14 protein-coding genes and 1 tRNA gene are annotated in these 16,874 nt (G+C 61.8%); 13 read left to right on the top strand and 2 right to left on the bottom strand.

Translation table 11 applies throughout. The annotated features are described in order from the left end of the window. Positions 1 to 187: 187 nt before the first annotated feature. Positions 188 to 1,132 (top strand): LysR substrate-binding domain-containing protein, encoded by a 945-nt coding sequence (locus B9Z01_RS21585; RefSeq protein WP_244196117.1) that lies wholly within the window; start codon positions 188 to 190, stop codon positions 1,130 to 1,132. A 1,361-nt stretch (positions 1,133 to 2,493) separates the two neighbouring features. On the opposite strand, the gene B9Z01_RS21580 is transcribed toward B9Z01_RS21585, so the two are convergent. Next, positions 2,494 to 2,578, bottom strand: a tRNA-Leu gene (locus B9Z01_RS21580). 194 nt (positions 2,579 to 2,772) lie between these two features. Here B9Z01_RS21580 and yfcF point away from each other — a divergent pair. The 3 genes from yfcF (at position 2,773) to B9Z01_RS21565 (ending at position 5,119) form a co-directional block, all read left to right on the top strand. Then, entirely contained in the window at positions 2,773 to 3,405 is a 633-nt protein-coding gene (yfcF, locus tag B9Z01_RS21575) for a glutathione transferase (RefSeq protein ID WP_085486790.1), read from the top strand. Positions 3,406 to 3,884: 479 nt separating this feature from the next. Continuing rightward, on the top strand, positions 3,885 to 4,610 hold the full coding sequence (locus tag B9Z01_RS21570; protein WP_208626129.1) for a cytochrome c oxidase assembly protein: 726 nt from the start codon (positions 3,885 to 3,887) through the stop codon (positions 4,608 to 4,610). Further along, positions 4,607 to 5,119 carry a CopD family protein gene (locus B9Z01_RS21565; protein WP_085486788.1) on the top strand — a complete coding sequence of 171 codons (513 nt, stop codon included), beginning with the start codon at positions 4,607 to 4,609 and terminating at the stop codon, positions 5,117 to 5,119. Before B9Z01_RS21570 ends, B9Z01_RS21565 begins: the two co-directional genes overlap by 4 nt. On the opposite strand, the gene B9Z01_RS21560 is transcribed toward B9Z01_RS21565, so the two are convergent. Continuing rightward, the gene (locus tag B9Z01_RS21560; protein WP_085486786.1) at positions 5,083 to 5,595 is read right to left on the bottom strand and encodes a DUF2231 domain-containing protein; all 513 of its coding nucleotides are present in this window, start codon (positions 5,593 to 5,595) and stop codon (positions 5,083 to 5,085) included. The genes B9Z01_RS21565 and B9Z01_RS21560 overlap by 37 nt on opposite strands. Positions 5,596 to 5,646: 51 nt before the next feature. On the opposite strand from B9Z01_RS21560, the gene coxB reads away from it, so the two are divergent. The 9 genes from coxB to B9Z01_RS21515 all read left to right on the top strand — a co-directional run bounded on the left by coxB (position 5,647) and on the right by B9Z01_RS21515 (position 16,865). Then, positions 5,647 to 6,333 carry a cytochrome c oxidase subunit II gene (gene coxB / locus B9Z01_RS21555; RefSeq protein ID WP_085486784.1) on the top strand — a complete coding sequence of 229 codons (687 nt, stop codon included), beginning with the start codon at positions 5,647 to 5,649 and terminating at the stop codon, positions 6,331 to 6,333. Continuing rightward, entirely contained in the window at positions 6,330 to 8,867 is a 2,538-nt protein-coding gene (ctaD, locus tag B9Z01_RS21550; RefSeq protein WP_085486782.1) for a cytochrome c oxidase subunit I, read from the top strand. The genes coxB and ctaD overlap by 4 nt, the downstream gene beginning before the upstream one ends. Continuing rightward, positions 8,864 to 9,202, top strand: a complete 339-nt coding sequence (locus tag B9Z01_RS21545) for a hypothetical protein (RefSeq protein ID WP_085486780.1) — start codon at positions 8,864 to 8,866, stop codon at positions 9,200 to 9,202. The genes ctaD and B9Z01_RS21545 overlap by 4 nt, the downstream gene beginning before the upstream one ends. Before the next feature lie 62 nt (positions 9,203 to 9,264). Next, positions 9,265 to 10,590, top strand: a complete 1,326-nt coding sequence (locus tag B9Z01_RS21540) for a ferredoxin reductase family protein (RefSeq protein WP_085486778.1) — start codon at positions 9,265 to 9,267, stop codon at positions 10,588 to 10,590. 223 nt (positions 10,591 to 10,813) lie between these two features. Next, positions 10,814 to 11,584, top strand: coding sequence for a tetratricopeptide repeat protein (locus B9Z01_RS21535; protein WP_085486776.1), 771 nt, complete (start codon positions 10,814 to 10,816; stop codon positions 11,582 to 11,584). A 56-nt stretch (positions 11,585 to 11,640) separates the two neighbouring features. Continuing rightward, on the top strand, positions 11,641 to 12,300 hold the full coding sequence (locus B9Z01_RS21530) for a hypothetical protein (RefSeq protein ID WP_244196116.1): 660 nt from the start codon (positions 11,641 to 11,643) through the stop codon (positions 12,298 to 12,300). A 530-nt stretch (positions 12,301 to 12,830) separates the two neighbouring features. Next, a complete protein-coding gene (locus B9Z01_RS21525) occupies positions 12,831 to 14,867 on the top strand; it encodes an arabinofuranosidase catalytic domain-containing protein (protein WP_085486772.1) in 2,037 nt (678 codons plus the stop codon). A gap of 247 nt (positions 14,868 to 15,114) precedes the next feature. After that, positions 15,115 to 15,477 (top strand): hypothetical protein, encoded by a 363-nt coding sequence (locus B9Z01_RS21520; protein ID WP_085486770.1) that lies wholly within the window; start codon positions 15,115 to 15,117, stop codon positions 15,475 to 15,477. 92 nt (positions 15,478 to 15,569) lie between these two features. After that, positions 15,570 to 16,865: a TolC family protein gene (locus B9Z01_RS21515; protein WP_085486768.1), complete on the top strand. Its 1,296-nt coding sequence runs from the start codon at positions 15,570 to 15,572 to the stop codon at positions 16,863 to 16,865. Positions 16,866 to 16,874: the final 9 nt, after the last annotated feature.

The raw sequence follows: 16,874 nt of genomic DNA, 5'->3' as shown, positions 1-16,874 counted from the left end.
CGCTTGGACATATCTGGTCTCTCTGCTGGAGTCGGCGCTGGCGCGGTGATACTCCGGCTCTAGGCGCCGCTGGTGTTCTTGGGCCGCCGCTTTCGAAGACTGGGGGGCAGTATAGAAAGGCAGGCGCATGCAAAATAGTGATAAACTTCTATCCCTATAATCGATGCTTATACCGCCGAGGCCTGTCGTGCCGCTGAAATTGCATCAACTCCGTGCGTTGGTCGCAATTGCCGATTTAGGCAGCATCAACAGCGCTGCCAAATTTCTCTGCCTGAGTCAGCCGGCGATAACGCAAGCGATCCGCGATCTTGAAGCCGGTGTAGGTGTCGCGTTGTTAGCGCGAACCAATAGCGGCGTGACTGTCACGCAGCGCGGCAAGTCGCTGCTGCGTCACGCAAGACTGATCGTTTCTGAATTGGAGAGGGCCGAAGAGCACATGCTCCAGGAAAGTGGCTCCCTCGAAGGCAAAATTGCCGTAGGCCTGATGCCCCTCGCTGCAGTGACGATACTGCCGAAGGCGCATGTCCGATTTCGCAAAGAAATGCCAAGAATTCGCGTTGAATTCATTGAGTTGCCGGTTGCCGGGTTATTAAACGGTTTACGCAGCGGCACACTCGATATTGCGATCGCATCTCCTGTGGCTTCTTTCCTCGACGCGTCGATTAATCACATCGATCTGACATCTGTCCCAGCGACCCTGGCTGTTCGGCGCGACAGCCCGCTTGCCAAAGCAAAGACGTTGGCGGAATTGGTCGACGCTGAATGGCTCTACTCGGATACGACGGATTCTTATGCGAAACATATCGTAGCGTTGTTCCAAGATCACGGGCTGGAGCCCCCGAGACGGATGACGCGTTGCACTTCCCAGGCGCTTCTCTACAATCTCGTGTTGTCAATGGACGCAGTGATAACGGCTTGGGCGTGGCAAACGGCTGGGGCGCTCAATATAACGGACAAACTTGTTACCCTCGATTTTGTACCTGCGCGGCCTCCAATGGCTCTGCAGCTTTTACAAAGTCAGAGCGCAATCCAAACCCCGGCTTCGGAGTGTTTCATACGTTGCATCTTCGAAGTAGTGCGGGAAGATTTTTCATTCGAGCAGCGTTGCCCGGAGCCGAATTCGCTACCGTGAACCCGATTTCGTGGATGGATGTCGACTGAGGGGCTGCCGGGATAGAGCATCCTGTGCTCAGCGAGCAGGGGCGGGAATACAACGTAGGCCCGTGGATAACTTTTCGCCGTCGACTCCCCCACACCCCCTCTTGCCAAAAAGAGACATTGGCAAAATGAATGTCAAAACCAAAGAAGTGCCGCAAATACCCGCTACGCGGGCATTTTCAGGAAGGAAAAGCACTACCCACAATTTGCTACTTCGAGCCAGTTTTGCTCGGAAAATTCGCTTCTAGCTACATGTACCAACATTGCTTGAGGATGTGATGTCATGATAGAGACGAATTTATCTGCAATCCTTAATATGCCAACACTTTTTAGTGTGGATAACCGTTCTAGGTTTCATATTTCAGAATGAGGCGGACGGTACTCATTTCTACCAGTTTGCCAGTTTCTCTATATATTCCGTAACCGACATTCCTTCCTACGTTCGATGTATGCAGCGACGATTGCCTGGTTGCCCTTCACGATCAAGCGGCTTGCTCGAGCAGATCGAGCTTGTTGCGCACTGAACGCTCGGACATAGACGCCGCACACGCGGACGCTCAGTCATGAGCACCCTCTCCAGGTCGAGGGATTTCCTCCCACGAGAATCCGGAGGGCGCATCTTCGACTGCAGATCCTCGGTCATCGGAGCCCCCGGCGATCAATCAATAGTTCCCGTGAGGACATTACTACAACTGCAGCGAAGTGGCCGCAAAGTAAGCACTCTCCCGCGGACGGAAACCGAATCGAAGCGAACAGAGGGGACGCAATGATCCGTTTCGTGACGCTCAAGAAGTTCTGTGAGCTGGCCTGCATGACGGCCACTGCCGTCTATACATGAAAGTGCAAGGACATCTAACTAGAAGGAACTGTGTGGCGCTACGCGCCAGGCTCAAAAACAAATTCACGCGGAACGAGCCTCCGCGTGATGCCGACCGTACGGATCCGCTTGATGCCGTCGAGCAGGCGGCTGTGATTGCGTGCGCATGTGATGCTCAACTCGCGAATCTCTGGCAGCTTATGTTCTGGACAGGTGCAAAAACGCGCGAGTGTCCGTCACCGCAATCCATATCGGACACGCCACACGTATGCGTCGATGACGCTTTCGGCGGGTGAGCGAGAAATGTGGATTGCAAATCAGATGGGGCACTCGGATACAACGTCGATCAGACGCAATTACGGCCGATGGATTTCGAGTTCTGATCCAGATGCAGGATGGAAAGCCGTCGCTTTGTTCGCAACAGGAAATGCTGTCAAAAAAGCTGGCGAATCGGCGAGTAAATAGACTAGATTTCTGCCACTGCCGAAAATGAGCATCTATAGAAATCAGATACTTATTGGTGCCCAGGGCGGGATTTGAACCCACACGCCTTTCGGCGCTACCCCCTCAAGATAGTGCGTCTACCAATTTCGCCACCTGGGCAGAGGGGCGCCATTTTAGCAGCTAAATTATTTTTTTGAAGCCCCCCGTGTTTAGAATTTTCGAAGGCCGGCTGGGAAGCCTCCCGGGCGTACCAGCGTCGACATCGATGCATTCATGGCATGCTGGCCGGACGATCGCGAATAACCTGAGCCGGAACTGATCCGGGAAAAAACACCTCGACGACGGAGAGTACTTTGCAACAGCCACATCTGCATCTCTATACGGATGCTCAATTTGCGAGCCCGTACGCCATGTCCGTTTTCGTGACGCTTCGCGAGAAGCGCCTGCCATTCGATCTCTCAACCGTCGATCTCGCGCATGGAGCGAATCACGAAACGGACTACGCAGCCAGATCATTGACGCGGCGCGTTCCAACGCTAATGCATGAAGATTTCGCGTTATCGGAATCGTCTGCGATTACCGAATACCTCGACGAGACTTTTCCGGAAATACCGGTCTATCCGCGAGATCGGCATCTGCGCGCACGGGCGCGCCAGGTGCAGGCGTGGTTACGCAGCGACCTGCTGCCCATCCGGCAGGAGCGCTCCACCGAGGTTGTCTTCTATGGATCGCGCGGCGCGCCGCTTTCCGCTGCTGCGGAGGAAGCCGCGCAAAAGCTGTTCTCCGCAGCAGAGGCGTTGCTTCCAGCCGGTTCGCCGAATCTCTTCGGCGAGTGGTGCATTGCCGACACGGACCTCGCTTTGATGTTGAATCGACTCGTATTGAATGGCGATCCGGTGCCGCAAAGATTGAAAGACTACGCCGGGCGTCAATGGCAAAGGCCCGCCGTGCAGCAATGGGTCCAACTGGAGCGCCCTCCGCTATAAAGAACCGGCAGGCGCACTCTACTGGTTCATTCCGGCATTCGCTCGATTGCGCGCCCGCTCCCTTCGCCGCCGCGCGCGAACGACGCTGACGACAATCAGCACGATAGCGAGCAACGTCAATTCGATAATCGCCGGAATCTGAATGGGATCATGAAACATGGTGGACCTCCGCCACATGATTGGGCCATATTACGCCGGATACGATAAACGCAGAACTATTGCGCCGCAGCATCAGGATGCATATCGGCGTCATCGCATAGAACCCGGTCACCGGCAATCGATGCCGCTTGTGACAATTCACAATCTTTTGTCACCCTGAAAGGCTGTGACGCCCAGATAGCCGACCCCGAACAGATTATTTGAGCTACAGTACACGAGCAATCCATAAGATCATCAGTTGTCCCCGACAATTCTCCAGCTTCTTCTTACGTGCGGCCAATGCAAGGTACTGAATCTGGACTAGCTGAAGATATCGCGCCATGCCGTATTTTCTAGTCGCCTACTGTGGTCCCGCGGCCGTTCCCGGCAGCCTGTGGCTACGCTGGAATACAGATCCGCTGTTGCTCGCTGCGCTTGCGGCCCTCGCATTCGTGGTCGCGAGCGGCCGCTCGAACAATGCGCGAGCGGGCTGGGCAGCCATTGCGCTAATGGCCGTCGTATTCGTCTCGCCGCTGTGCGCGCTGTCGTCGGCCTTGTTCTCGGCGCGCGTGACTCACCACATCATTCTGATCGCGGCTGTCGCGCCGCTGCTTGCCCTTGCATTTCCATTACCGCGCTTCGTGCATCCGCCGCTCGTGCCCGTAGTCGCCGCGCATGCGGTCATCGTCTGGTTCTGGCACGCGCCGGGTCCCTATGCGTGGGGACTCTCCACGGTGCCGGCTTACTGGCTGATGCAACTCACGTTGCTCGGAAGTGCATGGCTCATGTGGCGCAGCATCTTCTCGCCGTCGGTGCCGACTGGCGCCGCACTGATGGCGCTCGTCGCGACGATCGGGCACATGGGTCTGCTCGGCGCGTTGATCGTGTTCGCGCCGGTGCCGCTCTACGTCGCGCATTTCGCGACCACGGCTGCGTGGGGACTCACGCCGCTCGCCGACCAGCAACTCGCCGGGCTGTTGATGTGGGTGCTCGCGATGATCCCTTACCTCGTGGCGGGACTCCGGCTCGCCTGGTCCGGCCTGCATGTCAGAGAGCCCGCACTGTGACGACCCTTCTGAAATTCATTCATCTCGCCGCGATCGCGCTCTGGTCGGGCGGCCTGATCGTCTTGCCGTTCCTGTTCTGGCAGCGCGGCACGCAGACGGCCGGCGCCGAACTCGACCGCCTGCACCGCATCACGCGGATGGTCTACGTGGAGCTGACCTCGCCCGCCGCTTTCGTGGCGATTGCAAGCGGCACGGCGCTGATCTTCCTGCAGGCCACCTTCGTGGAATGGTTTTCGCTGAAGATGGTGCTGGTCGGCATCATGGCGATGCTGCACGTCGTGGCCGGACTCGTGCTGCATGAACTGTTTCTGCCCGACGGCCGTTTCAGCCGGGTGTCATTGATCGTGCTGAGCGCCGCGTATATCGTCGTGATCGTCGCGATCATCTGGATCGTGCTGGCCAAGCCGCACATCGACTCGAACCTGATTGCCCCGCATCTGTTCGAGCCCGGCGGACTCGGCCGCTGGCTGCATCATTCCTTCGGCGAAACGAGAATGCCCACGCCATGATCGAACACGAGCTTGCCCCCATGCCAGCCGGCGAAGCCCGTCATCACCGAGGCGAGCGCCGACAATGCGAGACCATGCGGCAGGATCTGATCGGGGTAGAGAAGCCGCACGCCCCAGTTCGCGCCTGCAATCGCGACGAGCGTCATCGCGGCGACCGCATGGGACCAGCTCGCTTCCCTGAGGCGGATGCCGCGCACGAGCAGCAGCTCGGCCGTGCCGACGCAGCTCGCGGCCACGCCGCTCCAGAACGCGAAGCCGGCCGCCCACAGGCCGGCGCGCACCCAGAACGGGTCGCCCGACCACCAGTAGATCACGTCGACACCCAACGTCGCGACGACGAACGCAATCGGGAAATGCACCATCATCACGTGAATCGGATGGCCGACGAACGCAACGGCCGAACCCGCATCGAGCCGCAGCAGTTCCAGCAGCACTTCGCTTCTGCCTTCGGATCCGGAATTGCCTTTCTTTGCCATGGTGAAAGTTCCTCGCGCCAAATGCGTGATCGTGCAAACCATCATAGCTGCTTGCGTGTAGCGCTCCAAGCGGGATTGCTCGCGGCATTGTCCGGCTGCGCCGGACCGCTGTCGACGCTCGAGCCGTCCGGGCCCGCGGCGGCGTCGATCGCCGGGCTGTGGTGGGTCATGCTCGCCGGCTCCGCAGTGCTGTTCGCGATGGTGCTCGTGCTGTTCTACATGGTGATCCGCCATCCGGGCTGGGGCTCGCGCGTGTCGCCCGCGCGCTGGATCGTGCTCGGCGGCCTCGTGCTGCCCGCCGTGATCCTGATCCCGCTGATCTGCTATGCGCTCTATGCGGGTGAACTGCTGCTGCCGCTGCGCGCGCACGCGCCCGCGCGCATCGAGGCGATCGCGCAGCAATGGCGCTGGACCTTCCGCTATCCGGACGAGGGCAACGTCGAAACAGAAAACGTGCTGCATCTGCCCGCGGGCACGCCCGTCGATATCGTCGTAACCAGCAAGGACGTCGTGCACGCGTTCTGGATTCCGCGCTTTGCCGGCAAGATCGACGCGCTGCCCGGTCATGAGAACCGTCTGCGCATCGAGGCCGATCAACCGGGCGAATACGCTGGGCAATGCAACGAGTTTTGCGGCATCGGCCACGCGGGGATGCATTTCACCGTGATCGTCGATCGTCCCGAAGACTTTTCCGCCGCCGTCAGAAACGCCGCCGCCACCGGGGAGGTGAAGAAATGAGTGTGCCCGTCGAGCCGCAGTCACAGGGCATGAGCGCATTACGGCTGCATCGCCAGCTCGCCGCGATCTGGGCCACCGGGCCGGGCGTGCAGAAGCTCGCCGCCGTGAACCATAGCGTGCTCGGCATGCGCATGATGATTACCTCGTTCGTGTTCTTCGCGATCGCGGGGATTCTCGGCATGCTCACACGCGTGCAACTTGCGACGCCGCACGCCGCCTTCATGGACGTCGAGACCTACAACCAGGTCTTCACGATGCATGGGTCGATGATGCTGTTCCTGTTCGCGATTCCGATGGTGGAGAGCTTCGCGGTCTACCTCACGCCGAAAATTCTCGGCACGCGCGACTTCGCGTTTCCACGGCTCACGGCGTACGGCTACTGGTGCTATCTGTTCGGCGGCACGATCCTGACCGTCTCGCTCATCTTGCGCAGCGCGCCGGACGGCGGCTGGTTCATGTACACGCCGCTCAGCTCGAACGTCTACACACCGGGAATCAATGCCGACGTGTGGCTGCTCGGCATCACGTTCGTCGAGATTTCCGCGCTCTCGCTCGCGATGGAGATCGTCGTCTCGATCCTCAAGATGCGCGCGCCGGGCATGTCGCTCGACCGCATGCCGATCTTCGCGTGGTACATCCTCGTGACCGCGATGATGATGATCGTCGCGTTTCCGCCGCTGATTCTCGGCTCGATCCTGCTCGAAGTGGAGCGCGCGTTCAACCTGCCGTTCTTCGACCCGACCCGCGGCGGCGACCCGCTGCTCTGGCAGCATCTGTTCTGGCTGTTCGGCCACCCGGACGTCTACATCATCTTCCTGCCGATGGCGGGCGTGCTCTCGACGATGATCCCGGTCTTCGCGAGAAGGCGGCTCGTCGGCTACAAGGCTATTGTCGTCGCGATCATCGCGCTCGCGTTCCTGAGCTTCGGCATCTGGGTCCACCATATGTTCACGGTGGGCATTCCGCATCTCGCGCTCGCGTTCTTCTCGGCGGGCTCCGCGATCGTCGCGGTGCCCACGGCGATCCAGTTCTTCGCGTGGCTCGCCACGCTGTCGCACGGACGGCCGCGCTGGGACGTGCCGATGCTGTACATCTTCGGCTTCTTCTTCGTGTTCACGGCGGGCGGGCTGACCGGCGTGATGCTCGCGATGGTGCCGTTCGACTGGCAAGCACACGACACCTACTTCGTCGTCGCGCACATGCATTACGTGGTGGCCGGCGCGCTCGCGTTTCCGATGCTTGCCTCGTTCTATTACTGGCTGCCGCTGCTGACCGGCCGCACCGCCGTGCATAAGCTCTCGGTGCCGGCGTTCTGGCTCGTGTTCATCGGCTTCAACATGACCTTCTTCATGATGCACCTGACCGGCCTGCTCGGCATGCCGCGGCGCATCTTCACCTATAGCGGCGACGAAGGCTGGAACTGGCTCAATCTGCTGTCGTCGGTGGGCAGCTTCGTGATGACGATCGGCTTCGCGCTCGTCGCCATCGACATTCTCGTGCAACTGCGGTTCGGCCGGCGCGTGCGGCGCAATCCGTGGGAATCGACCACGCTCGAATGGGCGATGCCGATTCCGCCCGCGCCGTATGCGTTCGCGTCGATCCCGCGCATCGACGCCGAAACCGAAAACGTCCCGCCGGACCAGCTCGCGGCCTCGCTCGCGCGCGGCGAAGGCTATCTCGGCTTCACGCGCAACGGCTGGCAGGAAACGCTCGGCGTGCATATGACCTCGGGCGAGCCGGAGCAGTTGATCGTGCTGCCGCGCGCGACCTATCTGCCGCTCATTACCGCGATCGTCACCTGCGCGGCGGTGCTGGCGATGCTGTTCAAGTTCTACCTGCCGTCGCTCGCGTTCGCGTTCGTGACGTTCGGCCTCTTCATCTACGCGGGCCAAAGCGCCGGCCATGCGCGCGATTACGGCGCGCTGCCGGTCGGCCGCGGCGTCAGCGTGCCGCCGCATACCGAGGTGGCCGGCGCGCCGTCGTGGCTCGCGCTGATCTGCACGCTGGTCGCGAACGGCACGCTGTTCACCTCGCTCATCTTCGGCACGTTCTACTTGTGGATCGCCGCGCCGAACTGGCCGGCCGCCGTGACGCCGCAGCCGAGCCGTCTGCTCGCGCTCGTCACGATCGTCGCGCTCGCAGTCGCGGCGGCAGCGGCGCGCGGCTCGCTGCGCGCCGCCTCGGCGGAGCGCAAGCCGCACGGCACGATCGGGCTCACGGTCCTCGCGCTGGTCGTCGCGCTCGTCGCCGATGTCATGCTCATCAACGGCGTCACGCCGAATCCGCGTGAACACGCGCTCGGTGCGACGGCGGCGGCGCTGCTCACCTATGTCGCGATCCATGCGGGCATCGGGCTGCTGTTCCTCGTCAGCAACGCGCTGCGCCTCGGCGCCGGCTTCATTTCCGCGCGACGGCTGACCGACCTGCGCCTCACGCGCCTGTGGCTCGATTACACACTCGCGACCGGCATCATCGCGCTAGGCCTCGTGCTCGCGCTGCCCAGCCTCGTCGCCATGCTCGGAGCGAAGCCATGAACGGGCGTCCGCTTTCGCCGCGGCGTTTGTGGTGGCTCGCCGTCGGCTTCACGATCTGGTGCCTCGCTTTCGTGATTCTCTACGCGCTGCATGCGATCGGCTGCGCGTTCGCGTGGCCGAGCGGACCGTTGCGCGTGAGCCTCGCGGTCGTGCTGTTGCTGCATCTGATCGCGATCGGCTGGCTATGGCGTTATCGTGCCGCCGCGATCCGCGATCCAGGACCCGAGCACATCAGCTCGTTCATGCACACCGTCGTCATCTGGACGTTGATCGCCGCACTCGTTGCGACCGTCATTACCTTCGGACCCGCGCTTCTGCTCACTACATGCGTCTGACGCGATGCGAATGACGCTCGGGCGCCGTCCGCCTGTTTCGCCGCTCGAATAAAGAGGCATCCATGCAGTCTCACGATCTTGCGCGCAAGGCCGTCTGGTCCGCGATCTATCTGCTGTTCATTCTCGCCCCGCTGTTCGCGCTGCTCGCCGGCACGCTGCCGCCCGCGCGCAACTTCGGCACCGAGTTCTCGGTGGCGCTCGGCTACTCGGGCCTCGCGATGATGGGCCTGCAATTCGGCCTCACCGCGCGCTTTCGTCACGTGACCGAGCCCTGGGGCGAGGACGTCATCTACCATTTCCATCGCCGCGTCTCGCTGCTCGCGGTCGGCCTCGTCGTCGTGCATCCGTTGATTCTGTTCGCGATCCGCTCCGACAAGCTCGCAATGCCCGAGTCGCTGCGCGACGTTCCGTGGGGCGCGTGGTTCGCATTCCTGTCGATCGGCTCGGTGATCGTGCTGGTGATAACGGCGCTGTGGCGCAAGCAGTTGAAAATCCCCTACGAGCTCTGGCATCTGTCGCACATCGTGCTCGCGTTGGCTGCGATCTTCGGCGGCGTGCTGCACATGATCGGCTGGGGCTTCTATCTGGCCGATCCTCTCAAGCGCACGCTGTGGATCTGCATGACGATCTTCTGGATCGCACTGCTGCTCTACGTGCGGCTCTTCAAGCCGCTTTTCATGTTGAGGCGGCCTTATCGCATCGCCGAGGTGCGCAGCGAGCGCGGCGACACCACGACGCTCGTCATGCAGCCCGACGGCCACGCGGGCTTCCACTTCAAGCCGGGGCAATTCGGTTGGCTCACCGTGTGGGGCAGTCCATTCAGGATTACCGGCCATCCTTTCTCGTTCTCGTCGAGCGCCGAGGCCGCGAATGGCCGCGTCGAAATGACGATCCGCAATCTCGGCGATTTCACGAGCAAGGTGAGCACCATAGCGGCCGGACAACGCGTGTATCTCGACGGCCCCTACGGCGCATTCACGATCGGCCATCCGACCGACATGCACGTGCTGATCGCGGGCGGTATCGGCATTACGCCGATGATGAGCATGATCCGCACGCTCGCCGATCGCGGCGATGCACGTCCGCTCGTGCTGCTATATGGCGGCAAGAACTGGGACTCGCTGACCTTCCGCGAGGAACTGGATGCGCTCAAGGCGCGGCTCGATCTGCGCATCGTCTACGTGCTGTCGGAGCCGCCCGAGGGCTGGAGCGGCGAAACCGGGCGCATCGACGCCGACATGTTCCGCCGCCATCTGCCTCCTGGCTACGCCGATCACGAGTACTTCATCTGCGGGCCCGACCCGATGATGGACGCGATTGAAACGGCGCTCGGTGAAATGCACGTGCCGCGTACCCGCTATCATTCCGAACGCTACAGCTTCGTTTAGGAGAGTCGCGATGCGTCGACTATTGGCGAATCACCTTGTCGTAGCGACGGGCGTCATCGTCGTGGCGCTGTCGTTGCTGTTCGCGTATCTGCGCACGGGTTAGCCGCATTAGCCGGATTGCCCGCAGGGAGTACGCGTGAGCCGCGCTGTAATACACTGCCCGGTAAAATCAGCGCGGCCATGTGCGGCTCACGCTCCCTCACGCTCGAAGGTTGAAATCGATATGCCCTATTTTTTTGGAATTGGTCTTCACGTCATCATTGCGATTTTTTTCGCCGTACACGCGATGCGCAATGGACAAGGCATTTACTGGCTTTTCATTCTGTTTGCTTTTCCGATGCTCGGCAGCATCGTCTATTTCTTTGCGATCTATCTGCCGAGTCTGCGGCAATCGCGCGGTGCGCGCGTCGCCACGCAGGCTATTACGCAATTCGTCGATCCGAATCGCGCGCTGCGTGAAGCCCGTGCCGCTTTCGATCGCGCGCCGACCGTGCAGCATCGTATGCGGCTCGGCGATGCGTTGCTCGCCGCAGGCAATGCGCGCGAAGCGCTCGAACATTTTCAGGCCGCGGCAAACGGTCCCTTCGCGAACGATCCGGCTTTGCTGCTCGGCCTCGCGCGCTCGCAGTTTGCGCTGAGCGACTACACAGCCGCCGATGCGACGTTGGCGAATCTGTTCTCGGTCAATCCGCAGGCGCGCAATCAGGGCGAGCCGGCGCTTCTGTACGCGCGCACGCTGGCCGCGCTCGGTGCGCCGGGCACGCGCGCGGCCTTCGAGCAGGCGCTCACCTGTGCAAGCGACGTCGCGCCGCGCTGTCTGTTCGCCGACTGGCTGGCCGTGCAACCCGACGACGCGGACCGCCAGCACGCCGAGAGCCTGTACGCGGAAATCGTTCAGGATGCACGACACTGGCCGCGCCACGCGCGGGAACATAACCGCGAGTGGTTGCAGCGGGCACAGACCGCGCTGGCGAGCGGTGCAACACGGCGGTGAACGACACGAGGAGAACTTCGATGAAATGCGCGAGCAGATCGTTTCCTGCAGCCGCCATGCTGACGGCGGTCGTGGCGATCGCTTTGAGCTGCAACAGTTCTTCCGCGAGCGCGGCGGCGGACTCGAAGCATTTTGCGTGGCCTTCGTCATTCGTGGTTCTCGGCGACGGCTATCCACATGCGGGAGATGCGTGCCGAAGACTCGGCGAGTCGTCCGCCACCGCGAACTATCTCGACCATACGGCGATGCTCGTCGGCTGTCCGGGTCCGCGTCATAGCGACGACGCGCGCGCGATTCTCGATCATCGGCGCGCGCACGTGGTGGGCGAAGCGGATGGCGTGACGCTGATTTCGATTTCAACCGAAGGCCTGTCCGCTTCCGATGATCGAAGCGGCCATGCGTCGATGCAGGACACGCATTTCAGTGCGACCGGCACGCTGCCCTGCGAGCGCGGCGCCGGGCAGACGAAAACCATGTGCAAGTTCGGAGTCGTGCGTCATGGCGATCGATCGGCGACTGTCGTTGTCTACTGGCCCGATGGCAATACGCGCGCAATCCTCTTTGGCGCAAACGGCCGCGTGCTTGGCGCGGCTATGAAAGCGGGCGATCGGCCCATGCCGGGAAACACGCTGACTCAAAAGAACGCTGGTATCAACCTGATCTCGATCGGCAACGAGCGGTATGAAGTAGAGGATGCCGTTGTTTCCGGCCATTGAATTGAGTTGGCTTGAACTGAATTGAATCGAAGTACTCCCTGTGCGGAAAGAGCGGCGAATTGAAACGCCGCCTGCGTACTCCGTGGCGCTGGCCCTGCCCTGCACCGAATCCGCCACCCGCGGCAATTCATGAAATCATCATATTAGTAATAAATTTGAAAAGTCCCGCGCGGACGCATCTCGCGTGGTGACATGCATCCAGCCCAGCGTCAATCCCCGCCTCAACCCCGCCTCAATCCCACTAAGTACGCATACGGGATTACCCCAAGCCGTAAAATCAATATTATTGACTAATATTATTACCTGCCAAACGTTTGCTTCCTCACAAGGGACAGCGCTTCCTGGCTACGAGGCACATCCGTGCTGCATCGCAATGGACCGGCGGCGGCCCCACCCCAGCCGCGCACTCTCTAACCCGCCGCACACAAGCGGCCACTCCAGGGAACACCCGTTCGACCCGCAACGATTCTTTATCACGATCTGCATAACTAAGTATTCAAACCTGATCAGCGGCTTCATAGGAGGAGTTCATGATGTCCAGAAGAATGGGATTAATTGCTGTCTGGTTGGCGATGACCGCCGGGCTTGCCGCGTGCAACGGCGACAATAGCGGCACGTCGGCATCTCCGGTCGCCAATGCGGCGAGCGTGGATTCGTCAGCGGCGACGGCCGCGGCGGCGGCCCAGTCGAATGCCAGCACACCGGTCGACGACTCGGCGAGCACGACCGTGCTGCCCTGCGACGCCGCCGCGACCGCCAACACGCCCTGCTCGGCGGCTCATAGCGTGACCCGCCTGCTGACGAAGAACTACAAGGGTCCGCTGTTCCAGATTCAACGGGCGTCCGACAACACGACGCTGAACGTTTACCCCTATACGTCGGCCACACTGCCGCACAGCGCCGATCGTTCGCTGATCGGTTCGGCCAACGTCAACAGCACGAGCCCGTTCTGCAACAACACGACCTGCTCCGTCACGTACATCTACGATCAGATCGATCTGGTTGCACCGCTCAAGGGCGGCGCATTCGGCAACGTGCCCGCGACGCTCACGCTCAATTCGGACGGCACGCAATCGCTGAACATATCGAACGGCGGCAAGACGACCACGGTTCCGGTTCTCAACGGCTTCGCGACGATCACGCTGCCCGGCACGTCCGGAACGCTGACCGTGCAACTGCTTCAGCCGCCGACCGCGCTGACCGCGCAAGCGCCGACGCTGCAACTGTCGGTCGGCAACGACCTGCCCGCGCTGCCGGGTACGTCGGCCAAGCTCGCTTTCGTGCCGCTGCACGGCGTGCAGATTCCGGCGCTGGGCACATTGGCGGGACAAGCGTATCGCAACCGGTTCGGCACGGTGAACCAGTCCATCGGCGATAGCGAAATCGCCGAATACATGGTGGCCGGTGCGCACTACAGCCAATCGTCCACGTGCTGCGGCACTTACGGCAACATGGAAAGCAGCGCGAACCCGAGCACCTATGCGCATGGCGAAGTGGAAGGCGAAATGTTCGCGCTCGCATTCTCGAATGGCAACGCGGCGGTGTTCGGCTATTGCGACGGCGATTCGAGCCAGGCGCCGAACGTAAAAGACCCTGTATGCAATGCGCTCGATACCAACTGGCCCGGCGTCGACGCGGAAGCAGGCGTTTATCTGTACGGTCCGCAACAGCCGCCGAAAGAGAAGTTCGTCACGGTACTTTCGAAGTACTCGCCCGTGACCGCGTCGAATCTCTTCGTGGTCAAAGGCGGCTCCGCTTCGCAGACCGTGCTCACATCGGTCTACGATCAGGCGCCGCCGGAAGCACTGATCTTCGGCAGCGATGCGGGTCACGCATTCAACGGGCAATGGCAAGGCGGACTGTCGCTCGGCGAAGGCGGCGACGGCAGCGGCGCGCCGATCCAGTTCTTCGAAGGCGCAATCATCACGAAGGCCACCTCCGATACAACCGACACCGCGATCCAGACGAGCATCGCAGATTTCTATGGTCCGCCCGCCGACAAGGTCACGGCCGCCTGCTATGCGAACAACCTGGTCAACTCGCCGCTGAATCTCGCGACGCCGGACGCATGGTCGCAATCGAATGGCGGCACCGCCGTGCCCGCCACCGATATCTCGGGCGTGAACCGTGGCGCCGCAACCGTCACGAGCACGAATGGCTCGGCTGTGTCTAACATCCACGAAGTGATCCGGGTTCAGGGCGGACAGTCCTATACGTTCACCGACTACGTTCTCGCAACCAGCAACGCAACGGTCTTCCCTGGCGGCTCGATCCAGACCGACGACCCGAGCGGCACCGAATTCGGCTGGGTGCTGAATACGAACACGGGCGCGATCGTGCGCGGAACATGGGGCGCCGGACAGGCCACGTCGCTCTCCGCGGTGAAAATGGGCAACTGGTGGAAGGTGACCATGACGCTGACGGCTCCGGCGGGATCGAACAACGCGCAGGTCTTTATCGATCCGCCCACGTCCAGCGCCGCGGGAGTCCGCGCGCAGCAGGCGGCGTATCTGAGCGCGACGCACTACTGCCCGGGTCTCGCGATTCTGGGTGCGCCGAAAACGTAAGCGAAAACCTGAGCGCCGGGCACACGACATGCCGGCGCTCATGATTCGTTGACGCGTTGCTCGCTTGAAGGCAGATCCGTCGGCGATGCAAGCCCCCATGTCCGTCACGGCTGCGACTCATCATCATGCGCATGTCCGTGAGGGATTGCCGTTGGGGGCGTGCATACGCCAGACGAAAGTCCGCTATAACGCGGACGCGACAAAACAAATGCAAACACGATAGAATCGGCCGGCTACGATCACTGCCATGAAGATTCTCCGGACCATTCTCGTCTTGATGCTGTGCGCCATGCTGCCCCTGAGCGGGCTGGCAGCCAGTGGCTTGGCGGGCGAATGTCCGGTACAGCAGTCGATGCCGGCGCACAACGACGGCTCAGTGTCCGTCGATATGCCCGCGTGTGACATGATGAAGTCATCGACGGCGGGCAAGCCCAAGGGCGTCTTCTGCAAGGCCACGGCCCAGTGCCAGTTCGCCAGTATCTACTACCCTCCCGCGCAGGCGACCGTCAGCCATCCCATGGCTGTCACCAATCAGGTCGTCTTCCACTACGCCGAGTCGTTCGCCGGTCACGTGCCGGCAGGCCTCTGGCGACCTCCCAGAGCAATCTAACCCTCGTTTGACTGGTTCGCCGCGTTTGCGGCGAGGTCGTCCTGCGTTCAGGACGTGGAGTCCTATGGGAACTCCACCGTTGGGGTTAGAACATGCCTTTACCTATTGGCACGCCGCCATGCCGGCGTGCATCCCTGTGCGCGCCCTTGCTTTGCGCCGCACTGATACTGATGGGTGCCGCCGCGCACGCTCAGGAAGCACCCCTCACACTTGACGCGGCGTTGCAGGCCGCAACCGACCGCTCCGCGGCCATGCAGGCCGCGCAAGCGTCGGTACGCGCGAGTTCCGAAGCCGCTGTCCGGGCTGGCCAGTTACCGGACCCGGTGCTTGCAGCCGGCGTCGACAACCTCCCGATAAATGGGCAGCAGCGATTCACCATCGGTCAGGACTTCATGACGATGCGGCGCGTCGGCATCGAGCAGGAATGGGTGTCGCGGGAAAAGCGACGTCTTCGTTCCGACCTCGCGAGCGAGGTCGTGAACCGCGAGCAGGCCGGCTATCTCGCGCAACTCGCCAACGTTCGCCAGCAGACCGCCACCGCGTGGCTTAACGCCATCTATGCAAAGAAGGCTCTGACGCTCCAGCAGGAGCTACTGGGCCATATGAATCACGAACTCGCCGCAACGAAGGCGTCGTACCGGGGAGCAAGGGCGACGGCCGCCGATGTCGTGCAAGCCCAGGGAATGCTGGCGCAGACGCAGGACCAGGTGCTCAAGGCGCAGCAAACCTACCAGACCGCTCTCATTGGTCTCTCGCGCTGGACGGCGACCCCTGCGCCCGATGTCACCGGCGAGCCGCCCGCGCCGGAGTCGTACGTCTCGTCTTTGCCGCCGGATGAACTCCGGCTGGTGCAGCCGGCACTCGTCGCAGCGTCCAATGACATCGCCGTCGCTGACGCCAACACCGCTGTCGCCAGCAGCGAGCGCAGCCCCAACTGGAGCTGGGAAGTTTCGTACCAGCAGCGCGGCGGAGCGTACTCGAACATGGTGTCGGTCGGTGTCCGTATTCCTTTGCCCATCAACCGGAAGGACCGCGAGGACCGTGACGTATCGGAGAAGGCCGAGCTCGCGACCAAGGCCCATCTGATGTACGAAGACGCGCTCCGGCAGGTGCAGGCCGATATTCGCACCGAGTCGGCAACGCTCGCCAGCGGCCGCGAACGCATCGCGAATCTCACCCAGTCCCTGTTGCCAGCCGCCGACCAGCGCGTCGAACTCGCCGTCGCCGCTTACAAGGCTGGCACCGGGTCGCTTGCCGATACGTTTGCGGCACGCCGGGCACAACTGGACGCCCAGATTCAGGTTCTCGACCTGAAACGTGAGGTTTCGCAGACCTGGGCACAACTCGAATACCAGGTTGTGCCAACGACGATGACCGCCGCCCAATGAAGGAGAAAA

It is taken from the genome of Paraburkholderia susongensis (assembly GCF_900177725.1).
Taxonomy (GTDB): domain Bacteria; phylum Pseudomonadota; class Gammaproteobacteria; order Burkholderiales; family Burkholderiaceae; genus Paraburkholderia; species Paraburkholderia susongensis.
The sequence above is the reverse complement of the archived record's forward strand: the minus strand, read 5'-3'. Positions and strand labels throughout refer to the sequence as shown.